Annotated in this window: 15 protein-coding genes and 1 tRNA gene; 6 read left to right on the top strand and 10 right to left on the bottom strand. The window is 64.2% G+C overall.

The window, feature by feature from the left end; translation table 11 throughout:
• Positions 1–13 precede the first annotated feature (13 nt).
• Positions 14–871: an FAD-dependent monooxygenase gene (locus HMP06_RS10005; protein WP_332102996.1), complete on the bottom strand. Its 858-nt coding sequence runs from the start codon at positions 869–871 to the stop codon at positions 14–16.
• A 304-nt stretch (positions 872–1,175) separates the two neighbouring features.
• On the opposite strand from HMP06_RS10005, the gene HMP06_RS10000 reads away from it, so the two are divergent.
• Both HMP06_RS10000 and HMP06_RS09995 read left to right on the top strand, forming a co-directional pair.
• Positions 1,176–2,405, top strand: a complete 1,230-nt coding sequence (locus HMP06_RS10000) for an acetyl-CoA acetyltransferase (RefSeq protein WP_176496961.1) — start codon at positions 1,176–1,178, stop codon at positions 2,403–2,405.
• A complete protein-coding gene (locus tag HMP06_RS09995; RefSeq protein ID WP_176496960.1) occupies positions 2,402–3,196 on the top strand; it encodes a DUF1295 domain-containing protein in 795 nt (264 codons plus the stop codon). The genes HMP06_RS10000 and HMP06_RS09995 overlap by 4 nt, the downstream gene beginning before the upstream one ends.
• 109 nt (positions 3,197–3,305) lie before the next feature.
• On the opposite strand, the gene HMP06_RS09990 is transcribed toward HMP06_RS09995, so the two are convergent.
• From HMP06_RS09990 to HMP06_RS09980, 3 genes are all read right to left on the bottom strand, one after another.
• Complete coding sequence (locus HMP06_RS09990; protein WP_197940679.1) at positions 3,306–4,823, bottom strand: carotenoid oxygenase family protein; 1,518 nt, start codon at positions 4,821–4,823, stop codon at positions 3,306–3,308.
• 132 nt (positions 4,824–4,955) lie between these two features.
• Complete coding sequence (locus HMP06_RS09985) at positions 4,956–5,882, bottom strand: 2-hydroxyacid dehydrogenase (RefSeq protein ID WP_176496959.1); 927 nt, start codon at positions 5,880–5,882, stop codon at positions 4,956–4,958.
• A 333-nt stretch (positions 5,883–6,215) separates the two neighbouring features.
• A tRNA-Ser gene (locus HMP06_RS09980) sits at positions 6,216–6,306 on the bottom strand.
• A gap of 100 nt (positions 6,307–6,406) precedes the next feature.
• Between HMP06_RS09980 and HMP06_RS09975 the strand changes: the two genes are divergently transcribed.
• The gene (locus HMP06_RS09975) at positions 6,407–7,297 is read left to right on the top strand and encodes a peptidylprolyl isomerase (protein ID WP_176496958.1); all 891 of its coding nucleotides are present in this window, start codon (positions 6,407–6,409) and stop codon (positions 7,295–7,297) included.
• Between the two features lie 22 nt (positions 7,298–7,319).
• On the opposite strand, the gene HMP06_RS09970 is transcribed toward HMP06_RS09975, so the two are convergent.
• The 5 genes from HMP06_RS09970 to HMP06_RS09950 all read right to left on the bottom strand — a co-directional run bounded on the left by HMP06_RS09970 (position 7,320) and on the right by HMP06_RS09950 (position 11,299).
• On the bottom strand, positions 7,320–7,742 hold the full coding sequence (locus tag HMP06_RS09970; protein WP_176496957.1) for a hypothetical protein: 423 nt from the start codon (positions 7,740–7,742) through the stop codon (positions 7,320–7,322).
• A gap of 74 nt (positions 7,743–7,816) precedes the next feature.
• Positions 7,817–8,413: an ABC-type transport auxiliary lipoprotein family protein gene (locus HMP06_RS09965; protein ID WP_176496956.1), complete on the bottom strand. Its 597-nt coding sequence runs from the start codon at positions 8,411–8,413 to the stop codon at positions 7,817–7,819.
• Positions 8,410–9,381 (bottom strand): MlaD family protein, encoded by a 972-nt coding sequence (locus HMP06_RS09960; protein WP_176496955.1) that lies wholly within the window; start codon positions 9,379–9,381, stop codon positions 8,410–8,412. The genes HMP06_RS09965 and HMP06_RS09960 overlap by 4 nt, the downstream gene beginning before the upstream one ends.
• On the bottom strand, positions 9,381–10,202 hold the full coding sequence (locus HMP06_RS09955) for an ABC transporter ATP-binding protein (protein ID WP_176496954.1): 822 nt from the start codon (positions 10,200–10,202) through the stop codon (positions 9,381–9,383). The genes HMP06_RS09960 and HMP06_RS09955 overlap by 1 nt, the downstream gene beginning before the upstream one ends.
• On the bottom strand, positions 10,202–11,299 hold the full coding sequence (locus HMP06_RS09950; protein WP_176496953.1) for an ABC transporter permease: 1,098 nt from the start codon (positions 11,297–11,299) through the stop codon (positions 10,202–10,204). The genes HMP06_RS09955 and HMP06_RS09950 overlap by 1 nt, the downstream gene beginning before the upstream one ends.
• Before the next feature lie 63 nt (positions 11,300–11,362).
• Here HMP06_RS09950 and HMP06_RS09945 point away from each other — a divergent pair, with 63 nt between their 5' ends.
• From HMP06_RS09945 to HMP06_RS09935, 3 genes are all read left to right on the top strand, one after another.
• Positions 11,363–12,034: an HAD family hydrolase gene (locus HMP06_RS09945; RefSeq protein WP_176496952.1), complete on the top strand. Its 672-nt coding sequence runs from the start codon at positions 11,363–11,365 to the stop codon at positions 12,032–12,034.
• Between the two features lie 291 nt (positions 12,035–12,325).
• Complete coding sequence (locus HMP06_RS09940; RefSeq protein ID WP_232089585.1) at positions 12,326–13,888, top strand: SulP family inorganic anion transporter; 1,563 nt, start codon at positions 12,326–12,328, stop codon at positions 13,886–13,888.
• Positions 13,885–14,529 (top strand): carbonic anhydrase, encoded by a 645-nt coding sequence (locus tag HMP06_RS09935; RefSeq protein ID WP_176496950.1) that lies wholly within the window; start codon positions 13,885–13,887, stop codon positions 14,527–14,529. Before HMP06_RS09940 ends, HMP06_RS09935 begins: the two co-directional genes overlap by 4 nt.
• Before the next feature lie 129 nt (positions 14,530–14,658).
• Here HMP06_RS09935 and HMP06_RS09930 read toward each other — a convergent pair whose 3' ends face one another.
• Positions 14,659–15,930 (bottom strand): DUF445 domain-containing protein, encoded by a 1,272-nt coding sequence (locus HMP06_RS09930; RefSeq protein WP_443026475.1) that lies wholly within the window; start codon positions 15,928–15,930, stop codon positions 14,659–14,661.
• Positions 15,931–15,943: the final 13 nt, after the last annotated feature.

The following is a 15,943-nucleotide window of genomic DNA, read 5'->3' as shown; positions in this document are numbered from 1 at the left end:
ACTCTCCTGCCGATCAGATCGGCTGCGCTACGATTTGGAACATTTCGGACGTGGCGGCAGCCTGATCGACGCGCTCGCCCGCGACTTGCGCGGTACAGATCGCGACCGACGCATCTACGATGTAGCGACACCGCTCCACACGCCGCGCGTGGAAGGCGGTGAACGCCGCTTCCGGATCGTCATGCTGCGATATTTCCTCGGCCAGCACCAGACTGTCCTCGATCGCCATGCCCGCGCCTTGTCCCAGATGCGGGGTGGTCGCGTGAACCGCATCGCCGAGCAAGACGAGCCGGCCACGGTGCCACGGCCCATCGAGGAACAATGTCTCGAGCGGCTTGTAGACGACCTCGGCATCGTCGGTGATCTGCTCGGCCAGCGCCTGGATCTGCGGCGCGGGCACGCCGCGCAATTTCTCGCGCATCGCCGCCGCAATGCCGTCGCGCGGATAGCGCGGATTGCCGGGCTCGGGCGTCGTCACATACATATACATCTGCGTCGGCGAGGTCGGCACCAGTCCAACGCCGGTCGGCCCCTCGAACACCGCGATGGCGCTTTCAGCCCCGGTGCGCGGGAAATTGTAACGCCACACCCCCTGGCCGACGAAGCGCGGTTGCGGCACGTCCGGGAACAGCATCGCGCGCGTCTCGGAATAGAGGCCGTCGGCCGCGACGACCATGTCGTAGCGGTCTTGGCTGCCATCCGAAAAGCGCACATCGACGCCCGCGCCGTCATCGTTCAGCTCGGTCGCCGTGACGCCGAGCCGCACCGTGGCACCCGCCGCCTTGGTGCGATCCCCAAGCACCTTGTGCAGTGCCGGTCGGCCAATGCCGATGTTGGCAGGGTAATCCTCGACCAGCTTGGGGGTTGGCACGCTCGCCACCTTCTGCCCGGTCGGAATGTAGATATCGACCCGGTCATGCGTGCGGCAGCTGCAGACACGCTGCGTTCTTCCAGCAAAACGTCCAGCGCGATGATGAGATTGAGGTCGAGTCCCTTGAAGCGCATCTAAGATCCTGTCGTGGAAACCCGCCATCGACTGATGCACGTTCGAGCAGGATTTGCCAGCGTAATGCCGTGCCGCTTCATGCCGGTGCTCCCGTCACGCCCGCAAGGCCGGATTTGCCAAGTCGCCATTCGCCTGCAACACCCTTGCAAAAAGTAGGGGAGCAGCGGGCATGGTCTACATCCTGGGCGGATGGCAGAGTGATTTTTCTGACGTGTGGAGCCGACGCGGCATCGACTTGGCGGAGGCCTTTACCGAAAGCGTGCAGCAAGGCTTGGCGGCGACCGGCCTCGACGCCGTCGACGTGGAAAGCGGGCACGTCGGCAATTTCACCGCCGAACTGTTTGCAGGCCAAGGGTTGCTGGGCGGCTTCTTCGGACTGGTCGATCCGGCGTTCGACGGCCTGCCCACCGCGCGTCATGAAGCGGCCTGTGCATCGGGCAGCGTCGCCATTCTCGCCGCTACCGCCGAAATCGAGGCGGGTCGCTACGATCTCGCCTGCGTCGTCGGGATCGAACAGATGCGTAACGTCCCCGGCCAGACCGCGGCGGAATATCTGGGGGCTGCCGCCTGGGCGGGGCACGAATATGACGATGTCCGCTACGTCTGGCCCGCCGCCTTTTCCGATCTCGCCGAGGAATATGACCGCCGCTATGGCCTGAAATACGATCATCTGATGCGCATCGCCGAGATCAATTTCGGCAATGCCAAGCGGAATCCGAACGCGCAGACACGCGGCTATGCCTTCGCACCCGAGAGCTTCACCGCCGACGACGACGCCAATCCGGTGGTCGAGGGGCGGACGCGCAAGATGGATTGCGGGCAAGTCACCGACGGCAGTGCGGTGGTGTTCCTGGCTTCGGAACGACGCGCCGCCGACTATGCGGCGAAGCGCGGCCTCTCGCTCGATCAGATACCGCGGATCACGGGTTGGGGCCATCGCTCCGCGCCGATCGGCTATGCCCGCAAGATCGCCGATAGCGCGGGCCAATCCTATGTCTTTCCGCAGGTCCGCCGCGCGATCGAGGATGCGCGCGCCCGCGCTGGCGTGACCGATATCGCGCAGCTTGATGCGGTGGAAACACATGATTGCTTCACCGCGACCGAATATATGGCGATCGACCATCTCGGCCTGACCGCGCCCGGCGAATCGTGGAAAGCGATCGAGGATGGGTCGATCGAGATCGGCGGTCGCTTGCCGATCAACCCCTCGGGTGGGTTGATCGGATGCGGCCACCCGGTCGGCGCGACCGGCGTGCGGATGCTGCTCGACGCGGCGAAGCAAGTGTCGGACACAGCCGGCGATACCCAGGTCGAGGGTGCGCGCCGCGTCCAGACGCTCAATATCGGCGGCTCGACCACGACGACGGTCAGCTTCATCGTCGAAAGCGCCGCAGCATGAGCGCGCTGTCGCTGCTCGCGGTCAACGCCGTGGTGCTGATCGGCATCTTCGTGCTGTTCTGGCTGGTGACGCTCAAGACGCGTGACGTGACCCCGATCGACAGCGTCTGGGCGCTGGCGATGGTCGCGCTTGGCTGGGCCAGTTTCGTGCAGACGGGCGGTGACCCGGACCGAAAGTTGCTGCTGATGGCGCTGTGTACGGCGTGGGGCGTGCGGCTCGGCGGGTATCTGTTGTGGCGCTGGCGGCAGCACGGGGCCGATCGCCGCTATCAGACGATGTTCGCCAAGGCGCAGGAGCACAAGGGCTGGGGCTTCAACCAGGCGTCGATCCGGCTAGTCTATGCAGTGCAGGCGCCGATGCTGTTCATCGTCTGCTTGCCGGTGCAGTTAGGCCAGCTTGACGCAGCGCCAACGGTCGGTGCGCTCGGCTGGGTCGGGGCGGCGCTGGCGGGGATCGGAATCATGTTCGAGACGATCGGCGACGCGCAACTCGTCGCGTTCCGCCGTGATCCGGCGAATGTAGGCAAGGTGCTGCGCACCGGCCTGTGGCGCTACACCCGCCATCCGAACTATTTTGGCGATGCCTGCGTGTGGTGGGGCCTGTATCTGATCGCCGCCGAGAGCGGGACGGGGCTGTGGGCGCTGCCCGGACCAGTGCTTCTGACCTTCACCTTGATGAAATGGTCGGGCGTCCCAACGGTCGAGGGCCGGATGAAGCGCAAGAAGCCCGATTATGAGGATTATGTCCGGCGTACTTCGGGGTTTGTGCCGTGGTTTCCGAAACGGGCGTAGCGTTGCACGTCGTCAGGTAACCCGTTCGTTGCGAGCGAAGTCGAGAAGCACGCCTCACACGCTGCGCACGGCGTCCCTACTTCGCTCGACACGAACGGAGAGAGCTATTCTAGCCGTAGCGGCGCAGCACACTGCGGTCGGCCCAATGCGAATGCGTGCCGCTCGAAATCTTATGCGGCAGCGCGATGCGGCACACCGGCCCCGCTTCGATATCGCGTGCGTCGATCAGGATGCACTCGCTCGTCCCGCGATTTTCATCGGTGATGAAGCTGACGAGATAACCGTCATCCTCGGCAGTGGAGCCGACGCGCGGCGCGAACGGCGCTTCGCTGGCATAGCGGCCCTCTTCCAGCATTAGCGTCCATGACTCGCCGGTTTCGAGGTCATGCTTGACGAAGCCGTTGAACAGGAACCAGCCAGGCTTGGTCGTGGTCGAATAGATGTAGCGATGCTTCCGCCCCGCGACGCGGCCGTCGATCATCCCGAATTCGAGCGTGCGATCATCAAGGCGCTGCTCGGTAGTGGTACCGTCGGTCAGGTTGAAGCGCCAGCGGTGCAGCCGCGGAAGAAAGCTGTGCTCATCGACATAGGCCATCATATGGCCATAGCCATCCTCATTGGGCAGCGGTGCGGGCTGCGGATCGTTCTGGAAATAGGCGTCCATCACGACCTCATCGCCTTCCTCATAGGCGTTGAGGAAGTGCAGGATGTAGGTCGGTGCCGCCTCGAACCAGCGAATGTCTTCCGTCTTGCCGTGGCGCGGGATCAACGCGAAGCGCGACGGGATGCCGTCATGCAGCCGCGCCGCGTGGATGCCGCGCGCGAGCAGCTCCTGATCCCAGAACATCGGCAGATCGTTCACGATCGACCAATTTTCGCTGAAGGTCATGTCGTGCGGCAGGCGCGGCCCCGGCAGCGGAACGGGAATGTAATTGGTGACGCGACCGCCCGCATCGACGACGCCGTAATGCATGTAGGGCGCGTGCTTCGAATAGTTGAAAAACAGCAGTTCGCCGGTGTGATCATCGACCTTGGGATGCGCCGAGATCCCATCGAGCGGCACCCACGGCGCGACGCCTGACTGTTCGAGCGTTTCGGGATCGAGCACATAGCCCTCGCCGCATTGGTAGAAGGTCGAGATCGCTTTGCCGGCATGGACGATGATATCGGTGCTCGACGAATCCTTCAGGCTGCCATGCGCGCCGAAGCCGGGACGCTTGGACGTACCCGCCCGGTCCATCAGCCCGCCCCATAGCGACCCTCCCGCGTCCTGCTCGGCCTGGAAGCAGCGCGTGCGCACGAAGCGGTTGCGATACGACGCGCGACCGCCCGAGAAATCGATCTGGTGGATCATCCCGTCGCCATCGAAGGGATGATATTTGCCAAGCGGCTGATGGAGCTGGTTTTCGGTGTTGCGGAGATAGACGCCATCGAGATCGGTGGGGATCGTACCCTCGATCACATCGAGATCGAACGCGGTCACCTCTTCGTGCTGCGGCGTCCAGGCGTGGTTGAGATAGGGATGGTTGCTCGGCTGTAGCGACGACGTGACCGGCGTGAGGCGTTCGATCTGCACGATGACCTGCTCCCAACTGTGTTTGTGCGCAGTGTAGCGATCAGGCGGCATTTGGCCATGCCAGCACCCGGCACTATTTACCAAGTGCTGGTGTTGGCCATCGATACCCACGGTGCGGCAGGCTTCAGGTGACCGTCCTGAAGCACGTCGATCGAAAGCCGTCGGGCGAGCGCACGAACGCCCTCAATATCCGCGGTCGAGATCGACGACGTTCGGCGGCGTCTCACTCCGCTCCCAGCGACGCACGCTGTCCGCCATGACGCCGACCGCGGTCGAGACATGCGTTGGTGCGGCGACATGCGGGGAGACGAGCACGTCCTCGCGCAGCCAATAGGGGTCATCGGCGGGTAGCGGTTCGGTGTGGAACACGTCGAGCGCCGCGCCGCTCAACTGCCCGTCGTCGAGCGCCGCGATCAGATCCTTATCGACAATCGCGGTCCCGCGCCCGCCATTGACGACGAACGCGCCGCGCGCGAGCCGATCGAGTAACGCGCGGTCGATCAGATCCACAGTGTCGGCGGTCGCAGGCAGCAAGTTGACCAGCACGTCGGCACCGCTCACTGCTTCGGCGAGCGTCTCGCGCCCGGCAAAGGTCGCGACGCCGGGCACGGCGCGCGGCGTGCGGCTCCACGCGCGCACGGTGAAGCCGATTGTCGCCAGCATCGCCGCGACCGGCCCGCCTAGCGCGCCCGCGCCCAGCACCGTGACGATGCGTTCGTGCGCCAGTTTCTCGGCCGCCGGTTCCCATGCCCGCGCATCCTGCTTGCGGCGATAGGCGATCAGGTTGCGATGCCATGCCAGCACTTGCGCCGCGACCCATTCGACCATTCCGTCGACCAGCCCCGGATCGACCATCCGCACGATCGGCACGCCCGCCGGCACTTCACCTGAGGCGATCAGATGCTCGACCCCGGCGTTGAGGCTCAGCACGAGCTCGAGCCCCGGCAGGGCGGCGAGCAGTCCCGGCAGGGGTCGGCCGACGACGGCATAGGGCACCGGCAGACCGTCGTCGGGGACATTGGTGATGATCTCATGATCGGGCAGCGCGACGCGGAACTCTGCGGCAAAGGCATCGGCATCGGCGCGCGCGGCGACCAGCACTCGTTTCATGTTCGGCTCCAAGCTCATGGCAGGGCCCCGCTCGTACTGGCGGATACACCCGCAAGCTGTCAGATATTGAGAGTACCGTCGAAGCGCTAAAGGGCGCTCGTTGCAAGCGTCTGATGGACCGGCACAACGAATTGCACCTCGCTCAGCTTTCAAGGCCGCCCGCATGGCGTCTGCGTGACTGCCGACAAGAGAGTTGCTCAACACCGCGCAAAAACCGAACGATGCGGGATTTCAACCTGATGCGAAACGGTCATGCGACCCTGGCCGGCAAACCCTACCATCGGATTTTTTGGAAATTCCCTTGGGGTTTTGCGACTAATTACAAGTCGGAAGTGGCGGAGCGGGAGGGATTCGAACCCTCGATACGCTTTTGACGTATACTCACTTTCCAGGCGAGCGCCTTCGACCACTCGGCCACCGCTCCGCATGTCCTGGACAGAGGGTGGCCCTAGAGCGTCGCTTGCGGCTGCGCAATCACCGATTGCATCCGGGGGCATCCGCATGGCACGCAGGGGGCCATGCCGATGATCTTTCCGCTTCTCGCCCTTCTCGCCGCGACGCAGGCCGACACCGCGCCGCCGCCGAAGCAGACGTCGGCGCAACTCGCCGCCGCAGCACCCGCCGCCGCGTGGGGGGCGATCGATCCGGGCGATCTCTTGCTGATCGAATTCGCCGATGGCGGTCGGGCGGTCGTGTGGCTCGCCGGCGAATTTGCCCCCGTTCACGTCGCCAATATCCGCACGATTGCGCGCAGCGGTTGGTGGGGCGATGCGAGCGTGTACCGCGTGCAGGACAATTACGTCACGCAATGGGGGGATGCGAGCGAGAAGAAGCCGCCGGCGGCCGGCATCACGCTCGATCCGCCTGCCGAATATGAGTGGGCCTGGGGCGCGCATGGGCGGGCCGTCGCTAATCCGTACCGCGACGCCTATGCACGCCGAACCGGCTTCACGGCGAGCGGTTGGGCGGTGGCGGGCGATGGCAAGGCGCAGTGGCTGCCGCATTGTTACGGCATGGTTGGCGTGGCGCGCAATCTGGCGCCGGACACCGGAACCGGAGGCGATCTCTACGCAGTCATCGGCCATGCCCCGCGCCATCTCGATCGCAACATCGCGATCGTCGGGCGCGTAATCGACGGGATGGCCGCGCTCTCGGCTCTACCGCGCGGGACGGGTGGCGGTCTCGGACTCTACGAGGACCCGAAGCAACGCGTGCCGATCAAGCGGATCGTGCTGGTGGCCGATCTGCCCGCTGCCGAGCGTCCGACCTACCAATATCTCCGTCCTGACGCGCCCGTGTTCGCCGCCACGTTGGAGGCGCGCGCCAATCGCGGCGGGCCGTTCTTCACCGTGCCTGCCGGCGCGGTCGATCTGTGCAATCTGATGGTACCGGTCCGTACCGTGGTGGGACGGTAGCGGTTAGCCACCACACGGGCCGTCATTCGCCGTCGGGCCCACTGTCCTGCGAAGTGGCGGGTTCTGGCTCATGATGATGTGGCGGCGCTTCGACGTGGACCGTCTGGCGCGGGGTTTCGTGGACGACGTCGGGATCCGTGCCAGTCGCGGCGTCTGCCATATCGCCGCCTGCGGGTGGGGCCGATGTCGTTGCACCCGATCGGCTGGATGCGCCTCGGCTTTTCGATCGCTTTTGCGTGGCGGTGAGGGGAGGTCTCTTGGCCGGGGCGGAGGCGCTCGCCGGGGCTGCTGTATTCTCCGGAGCTACTGCGATGGTATCGCCTGGTTGGCCGGTAAAGTTCAATTTCAACGCGCCCGAAAGGGCGGCCAGCGCGGCGATCAATCCGGTCACCGCGGTAATCATGCCGACCAGATTGCTCGTTTTCGATTTCGGTTCGTCTGCCATGTGCGCCCCCCGGCTTTCCTAACGGCCCCGTAACGACAAATGCCGCAGGTGCAATGGGGAGCGCAAGAGGGACGCTATTTGCCCACCCAATCGGCGATTTCACCAGCGACGGTGTTCGCCGCCTTATTCAGCGCGATGCCGACCGGTGCCGCCGCAATCGCGCCGACCGGTACGCGCGCTTCGAAGCGGCGCTTCTCGACCACCTTGCCGCTGGTGCGGATCAACGATCCGTCAAAAGTGACGACGGCTTCGTTCGTGCCCGCATCGACACCGAAATTGCGCAATTCGCCCGACAGGATCGCGCCAGGATCGGAAAAGGATTGCGACGAGCTGAGCACGATCCGCCCGGTCTTGGCGGGGACTGTGTCGATCAGCAGCCGCACGAACATGCGGTTGGGCGGTTCGACCCACTGTGCGTTCGCGACATAGGCGATCGAGGTCTGGCTCGCCTGCACCGGCACGCGCGTGCCGGCGATCGCCTGCGCCGCGCCGGGCACCAGAATCGTGATGGTGGGCGCGGTGGCGGAGGATTGCGTCTGCCCGGCGGGTACGCTCACCGCCGAGCTGAGCGACAGCAACGACGGCGGCGGCTTCGCCCCGAAGCTGATGCACCCGGCCAGCGGTGCGAAGGCGACAAGCGCAAGCAGGGTTTTCGATCGGATCATGGTCACTGTCCCTTTCCGGGCTTGTAATCGGGCAATTGCGGTTGGCCGATCAGCGATGTCGCGCCGCCGCGATCGAGCTTCTCGGCGACCGAGGTGAGCGCCTGCGACATTTGCCGCAGATCGTGGACAAGCTGGCCGACCTCAGGGATCGTCTGCTTGGAGAAGGCCTGCAGCCCCGGCCGCGCGTCACCGATTGCAGCGTCGATCGTCGCGAGACTCTTTTGGGCGCTGGTAATCGTCTTGTTAAGATTGGCCATCAGCGGGCGACCGTCGGTTTCGAGCAAGCCGTTGGTGGTCTGCGCGAGCTTGCCGAACTGCTCGGCGGCGGCCCCCGCCTTCTGGATCGCGACCTTGGTCTCGGCCAGCGTCGCGGCGATGTCCGGCCCGCGATCCGCTAGCGCCTTGCTCAGGCGATCGGTGTTGGCGAGAATTCCGGTGATTGATTTCTGATTTTTGTCGTTCAGCAGGTCGGACAATCTCTCGGTCAGCGTCGAGATGCGTTCGAGCAGCTGCGGCGCCGAACTCAGTAGCGCGCCGAGGCCGCCGGCCTTGGTCGGGATGGTCGGCACGCCATTGGGGCAATCGGCGAGCGGGTTGACGGCCGGGCAGGTGATCGGCGGCGCACCTTTGATTGCGCCGTCGAGCTGCACCGTGCTGGTGCCAGTGAAGCTGCCCTGCAGCGTCGCAGTCGTGCCGACCAAGATCGGCGTGTCGGGGCTGACCGAAATGCGGACGCGGACCAGCGAGGGATCGGGCTTCCATAGCGTGATTTCCTTGACTTGTCCCGTCGGCACGCCGGAAAACGCAACCGCCGACCCCTTGGCGAGACCGTCGACCGACTGTTTGAAAAAGATGTCATATTCCTTGTCGGTCGCGGTGCCCCAGCGTGCGATCCATACCAGGAACAGCAGCATCACCGCCAACAGGATCAGCACGACCGTGCCGACCAGCACATGGTTAGAACGGGTTTCCATCAGCCTAGCCCTTCCGCGCGCGCGGTCTCTTTATTGTGTTCGATCGTGGCGGTTGCGGCGCGGCCGCGTGGCCCCTTGAAATATTCCTGGATCCACGGATGATCCAGCGCGAGCAGTTCGTCGATCGTACCGACCGCAATGACGTGTTTGTCCGCCAGCACCGCGACGCGGTCGCAAATCGCGTACAGCGTGTCGAGATCGTGGGTGATCAGGAACACCGTCAGCCCGAGCGTCTTTTGCAGCGATTTGGTGAGTTCGTCGAATGCCGCCGCGCCGATCGGATCGAGCCCAGCGGTCGGCTCGTCGAGGAACAGCAATTCCGGGTCCAGCGCGAGCGCGCGAGCGAGCCCGGCGCGCTTCTTCATGCCGCCCGACAGTTCGGCGGGGAATTTCGGACCCGCATCGGCGGGAAGGCCGGTCATCACCACCTTGTACGCGGCGATCTCGTCGAGCAGCGCGCCATCTAACTTGGGGTAGAACTCGCGGATCGGCACCTGAACGTTTTCGGCCACCGTCAGCGTTGAGAACAATGCGCCCCCCTGGAACAACACGCCCCAGCGTTTGGTCAGGTCGGTGAGTTCGGTCTCGTCGCGGTTGATCGTCGGCTGGCCGAATACTTCGATCTCGCCTTCTACGGGCGTCTGTAGCCCGATGATCGAGCGCATCAGCACCGATTTGCCGGTTCCCGATCCGCCGACCACGCCGAAAATCTCGCCACGCCGCACCGACAGGTCAAGACCTTCATGCACGACCTGCTCGCCGAACGCGCTTTTCAGGCCGCGCACGACGATGACCGGATCATCTTCTTTGTCGCTGCGCATCAGACCCAACCGATCGAGGTGAAGAACACGGCAAAAAAAGCGTCGACCACGATGACCAGGAAGATCGCCTGCACAACCGCAGATGTCGTGCGCGTACCGACCTGTTCGGCGTCGCCTTCGACCAGCATCCCCTGGAAACAGCCCGCCACCGCGATGATGAGGCCGAATACGGGTGCCTTGATGAGGCCGACGTAGAGATCGGTGATCGGCACAACCTCGCGCAATCGCTGGATGAAGGTTACGGGCGGAATGTCGAGCGTGATCCAGCACAACAGCCCGCCGCCGATGATTGTGACGATCGATGCGTACATGCCAAGCAGCGGCATCATGATGACCGTCGCCAGCACGCGCGGCAGTACCAGCGCCTCCATCGGCGATACGCCGATCGTGCGCATCGCATCGACTTCCTCGGTCAGCTTCATCGTGCCGATCTGCGCAGCGAAGGCGGAACCCGATCGGCCCGCGACCATGATCGCGGTCATCAGCACGCCCAATTCGCGCAGCGTGATCCGCCCGACCAGATTGATCGTCAGGAATTCGGCACCGAATTGTTGAAGCTGGACCGCACCCTGTTGTGCGATGACGATGCCGATCAGGAAGCTCATCAGTCCGACGATCGCAAGCGCGCTGACGCCCACGACCTCGAAACGCTGGACCACGGCGTTGAAACGGAAGCGCTTCGGGTGCGTCGCGACTTGCCAGAAGGCGATCAGCGTCGCGCCCAGAAAACCGAGCAGACCGTAGAGCGTCCGCCCGGTCTGTTCGACCGCCGCGCCAATTTCACCCACGACGCGCTTGATGCTGCCGACAGGGGCGGGGCGCATCGCCACCGGTTGATCGGCGCTCGACACTTGGGCGAGCAGATGCTCGCCATCGCTGTCGAGCCCTACCACTTCGGCGTCGTGTTCGGCAGAGAAGCGGTGAATTAGCCAGGCGCCGACCGTGTCGATCCGTTCGATCTGGCTCAGATCGACGCGGGCAACCGTGCCTTCGAATGCTCGCAGGCGCTCGGGCAAGTTGCCAATCTTCGCGAGCGACAGGCTGCCCGTGAAGCGGACCGTGTCCCGATCGGTCGAGAAAGTGGCCATTTCCGTCATCTATCGTCTTCTGTGCTTCAAACGGGGTGGATCGGCAAGCGCCCAGCGGACTATGACGCTGCGATGCAACATCTATCAATCTATGATATGGACAAGACCATCACATACGCGCCGACGTGGACTTCGTTCCTTGTCCGCACGGCCCGCTGGAATGCGCCGTGGCGCTTGATGTTGCTGCCGGTCGCGGGATTAGTGACACTCGGCTACGCCGCGGGCCTGATCGGACGCGCGCGGTTGAAGGAAATCACGCATCGCTTGCTGCTCGGATCGGCCTTACCCGAGGCGGTCGCGACGGCGGCGGCGGAGCGCTTTGCCGATCGTGTCGCGGCAGCGGGTGTCTATGCCGGTGCGCGCGCGCAGATCGCCGCCGATCGCGCCGCCGGGTGCACGCTCGTTCTCGCCACCGCGTCTTATGGTTTCTACGCCGGCGCAATCGCTGCGCGGCTCGGCTTCGATACCGTGATCGCAACCGGCGTTGTACGCGATTCCGGCATGATCCACGCGCGGATCGCAGGCGAGAATTGCTATGGCCCGGCCAAGTTGCGGATGATTGAGGCGTGGCTGGCGGGGCAGGGGATCGCGCGCGGCGATGCGACGATCCATTTCTATTCCGACCATGTTTCCGACGCCCCCACCCTGGAATGGGCGGATGTCGGAATTGCCGTCAATGCGCACGGCCCGCTGCGCGTGCTGGCGGCGGAACGCGGCTGGGCAGTCGTCGACTGGGCGCGCTAGCGGCTGGCGACCGGACTGAGTTGCTCTACCTCCATAAGTATCAGAAAAATGGTCTATTTTATATATTTCTCACGAACGGCCGGTCCAGTGCCGCTTTGGCAAAAGAATTGCCTCTGTATCTGACCTCAAGGCTCTAATATACCGTTGCGAACTCGTAACAATACCGGCAATACTTTGTAATATTTTGTGGGGTTTCGCGCTTACTGTCCAAACTCCATATATCTCCACAGATCTTCTAGGGCGCTAGTGCGCGGCCGATGATGCTGGAGTGTGATGACTAAAGCCCCTTCAATGCTTGCCGGATGGCGGGCTGATCTGCCCGCCTCCATCGTCGTTTCGCTCGTCGCGTTGCCCTTATGTCTTGGTGTTGCGCTGGCATCTGGCGCACCGCTCTTCTCCGGGTTGATCGCTGGCATTGTCGGCGGCATCGTCGTCGGCCTGCTCTCGCGTTCGCCGCTGTCGGTTAGCGGCCCAGCCGCCGGCTTGACCGTGATCGTGTTCGACGCGATCCAATCCTTGCCGAGCTATCAGGTTTTTCTCGCCGCCGTCGTGCTTGCGGGTGTACTCCAAATCGCCTTCTCGGTCTCGCGCGCCGGCGTGCTCAGCGAATTCGTACCCTCATCGGTCATTACCGGCATGTTAGCGGCAATCGGGCTGATCCTGATCCTGAAGCAGGTGCCGTTCGCGTTCGGCTATGAAAAAGAATTCGAAGGCAGCGAGAATTTCATCGAAGCGGATGGCGGCAATACGCTCTCGTCGCTGTGGGTCGGGCTTATGGACCGCGTCACGCCCGGTGCCGCGATTATCGGCATCGCGTGTATCGTGTTCCTGTTCGCATGGGACAAATTGAAGCCCAAACAGGGACCGCTGAAGTTGTTGCCGGGGCCGCTCGTCGTGGTGCTGCTCGGCGTTACGGCCAATGCGTTGTTCGCCGCACTGGCGCCGAGTTTGGCGCTGGAGGCGAAGCATCTGGTCCAGGTGCCGATCGCGCAGGGGTTTGACGGCTTCGTTGGCCTGTTCACGCTGCCCGATTTCTCGCAGATCGGCTCGGCCGTGCTGTGGACCACGGCGGCAACACTGGCGATCGTCGCCAGCCTCGAATCGCTGTTGAGCGTCAAGGCGGTCGACGAGATCGATCCGCGCCGCCGTTCGACCGACAAGAATTGGGAATTGCTCGCGCAAGGCAGTGGCAACATCGTCTCGGGCATGATCGGCGGTCTGCCGGTCACCTCGGTGATTGTGCGCTCTTCGGCCAACGTGATGGCAGGTGCCGAAACCAAGGCATCGGCCGTGATGCACGGTGTGTGGCTGCTGCTGTCGGTCGCGCTGATCCCCGCCGTGCTCAACCTGATCCCGCTGGCGGCACTAGCCGCAGTGCTGATCCACACCGGCTACAAACTCGCCAATCCGGCCTTGTTCATCGAGCGCTTCCGCCAAGGTTTCACCCAGTTCATCCCGTTCGTCGTCACGGTCGTGGCGATCCTGTTCACCGATTTGCTGATCGGGATCGTGATCGGTCTGGCGGTCGGCTTCGTGTTCGTCGTCGCGCGCAACTTTCGCCCGGCAATCACCTTCGCCGTCGATGGCGAGGATTGCCTGCTGCGGGCGCGCCGCAACCTGTATTTCATCCACAAATATGAACTGCAGCAAGCGCTCAACAAAGTGCCCGACGGCGCGGTGCTGGTCATCGATCTGTCGTCGACCAATTATGTCGATCTCGACAACGTCGACATCATCAACGCCTTCATCAAGGGCGCTGCCTTCCGCAACATCGACGTCCATGTCCGCGGCGATGTCGCCGAGCGGACCGCGCCGATGATCAATGCGCCATCTTACGGAGTGCGCTTCGCATGAGACATTACAAGCAATTGCTGCTCGCCAACAAAGCCTGGGCGAGCGAGCTGGTCGAGGAAAACGCCGACTTCTTCTCGCGCCAGGCGGCGGGGCAGAAGCCCGACTTCCTGTGGATCGGCTGTTCCGACAGCCGCGTCAGCCCGGAACAGATGACAATGACGCCGCCGGGCGGCATGTTCATCCACCGCAACGTCGCCAATCTGGTCAACGAAGACGATCTCAACCTGATGTCGGTGCTGCAATATGCGACCGAAGTGTTGAAGATCCGCCACATCATCGTCTGTGGCCATTACGCCTGCGGCGGTCTGCAGGCGACGCTGGCCGGCGGTACGCATGGGCCGGTCGACAGTTGGCTGGCGAATGCGCGCGACGTGCTCCACGCGCACGAGGATGAGGTTAAGGGCCAGGCTGATGACGAGACTCGCGTCAACCGGCTGGTCGAGGTCAATGTCCGCGATCAGCTCGTCAAGCTCGCGGGCACGTCGCTGATTCAGGCGGCCTGGGCGCGGCAGCAGGAGGTGTTCCTGCACGGCTGGGTCTATGACATTCGCGACGGCCATATCAAACCGCTCCTCGAAATCGACGCCACGACCAACCTCGATACGGTCGCCCGCCCCGACAAGGTGTTGATGGCGAGCTGAGGGCGTTTCTCTCAACCGGTCGGGCTGAGCCTGTCGAAGCCCGGCCTGCAACACGCAGACAGTCTGCGTTGTGCAAGGTGCCCTTCGACAGGCGCAGGGCGAACAGAAGTGGTTTGGAAGGCCCCTAGACTAAAGCGCCACGTCCAAAGTGTGCAGCCCTAGCCCGACCAGCCCGCCCACCAGTGTCCCGTTGATGCGGATATATTGCAGGTCGCGGCCGACCGCGTTCTCCAGGCGGCGCGTGATCGTATTCGCATCCCACCCGTGGATCGTCTCCGACACCAGCCGGACAATCCCGTCGCCATAATCCGCCGCCATGCCGACGACAGCGCGGCGCACGAAGCGATTGATCGTCGCGCGCAGCTTCGCATCCGTCTGCAGCGTCATCCCAAGCTGGCGTACCGCATCGCCGACCGGCCCCGCCAGCATCGCATCGGGATCGCGCGCGATCCGCAACATACCGCCGCGCGCTTGCTCCCACAGTCCGTCGAGCCAGCGCTGCATCGCTGGATTGTCGATGATCTCGGCTTTGACGGTGGCAACGCGCTCGCGCATCCGCGGATCGTTGACCAGATCTTGCGCGAGGCCCGCCAGCCCTTCTTCTGCCTTGGCGCGAAGCGGGTGGTCGGGGTCGTCGGCAATGCCTGTTAGCAGGCCGTTCAATCCGTCGATCAGCTTGGTGGCGATCGTTTCGTCGAGGCCAGTCCAGCGCATCATCGCGCCCGAGCGTTCATGCACCATTGCGCGGATCATCTCCTCGTTCGAGGCAAGCAGCCGCGCGCCCCAGCGGACGATCCCGTCGAGCAGCGGCAAATGCCGGTCCTCGGCGATCGCGGCGGTCAGCGCCTGGCCGAGCAACGGCGACACGTCGAGCGCGCGCAGCCGCTGCCCGATCCCGGCCTTTACCATGCCGCCCAGGCGCTGCTGGTCGAAGGCTTCGAGCATGTGTGCCGCAAGGCCCGCCGCCCCGCGCCGCAATCGCCCATCTCCCCCCGGCGGATTGGCGAGCCAGCGCCCGGCGGCACCCGCCATGTCCACCCGCCGCATCCGTCGCGCGACGACGCCGGGGATCAGAAAGTTATCGCGCAGGAAGGCGGCGAGGGTGGTGCCGATGCGATCCTTGTTTCGCGGAATGATCGCGGTGTGCGGGATCGGCAGCCCCAGCGGATGGCGAAACAACGCCGTCACCGCGAACCAGTCGGCGAGCCCCCCGACCATCGCCGCCTCGGCAAAGGCGCGCACGAAGCCAAGCGCCGGGTGGCGGTGATCGAAGGCACGGGCCAGCAGGAAGGTCGCCGCCATCAGCACCAGCAGCCCGCCCGCGATCCAGCGCATCCGCACCAGAGCGGCAGGCGGAGCCTCGAAACTTCTGGGCGGGCGGGTCAGGCGAAAGGTACGCATCGTACGACCAATC

Source organism: Sphingomonas sp. HMP6 (assembly GCF_013374095.1).
Taxonomy (GTDB): domain Bacteria; phylum Pseudomonadota; class Alphaproteobacteria; order Sphingomonadales; family Sphingomonadaceae; genus Sphingomonas.
The sequence above is the reverse complement of the archived record's forward strand: the minus strand, read 5'-3'. Positions and strand labels throughout refer to the sequence as shown.

Excerpts from the sequence above, each read along its gene's own strand:
- HMP06_RS10000 (WP_176496961.1), top strand. The coding sequence starts at position 1,176 with ATGGTCTACATCCTGGGCGGATGGCAGAGTGATTTTTCTGACGTGTGG.
- HMP06_RS09995 (WP_176496960.1), top strand. The coding sequence starts at position 2,402 with ATGAGCGCGCTGTCGCTGCTCGCGGTCAACGCCGTGGTGCTGATCGGC.
- HMP06_RS09990 (WP_197940679.1), bottom strand. The coding sequence starts at position 4,823 with ATGCCGCCTGATCGCTACACTGCGCACAAACACAGTTGGGAGCAGGTC.
- HMP06_RS09985 (WP_176496959.1), bottom strand. The coding sequence starts at position 5,882 with ATGAAACGAGTGCTGGTCGCCGCGCGCGCCGATGCCGATGCCTTTGCC.
- HMP06_RS09975 (WP_176496958.1), top strand. The coding sequence starts at position 6,407 with ATGATCTTTCCGCTTCTCGCCCTTCTCGCCGCGACGCAGGCCGACACC.
- HMP06_RS09970 (WP_176496957.1), bottom strand. The coding sequence starts at position 7,742 with ATGGCAGACGAACCGAAATCGAAAACGAGCAATCTGGTCGGCATGATT.
- HMP06_RS09960 (WP_176496955.1), bottom strand. The coding sequence starts at position 9,381 with ATGGAAACCCGTTCTAACCATGTGCTGGTCGGCACGGTCGTGCTGATC.
- HMP06_RS09955 (WP_176496954.1), bottom strand. The coding sequence starts at position 10,202 with ATGCGCAGCGACAAAGAAGATGATCCGGTCATCGTCGTGCGCGGCCTG.
- HMP06_RS09950 (WP_176496953.1), bottom strand. The coding sequence starts at position 11,299 with ATGACGGAAATGGCCACTTTCTCGACCGATCGGGACACGGTCCGCTTC.
- HMP06_RS09945 (WP_176496952.1), top strand. The coding sequence starts at position 11,363 with ATGCAACATCTATCAATCTATGATATGGACAAGACCATCACATACGCG.
- HMP06_RS09940 (WP_232089585.1), top strand. The coding sequence starts at position 12,326 with ATGCTTGCCGGATGGCGGGCTGATCTGCCCGCCTCCATCGTCGTTTCG.
- HMP06_RS09935 (WP_176496950.1), top strand. The coding sequence starts at position 13,885 with ATGAGACATTACAAGCAATTGCTGCTCGCCAACAAAGCCTGGGCGAGC.
- HMP06_RS09930 (WP_443026475.1), bottom strand. The coding sequence starts at position 15,930 with ATGCGTACCTTTCGCCTGACCCGCCCGCCCAGAAGTTTCGAGGCTCCG.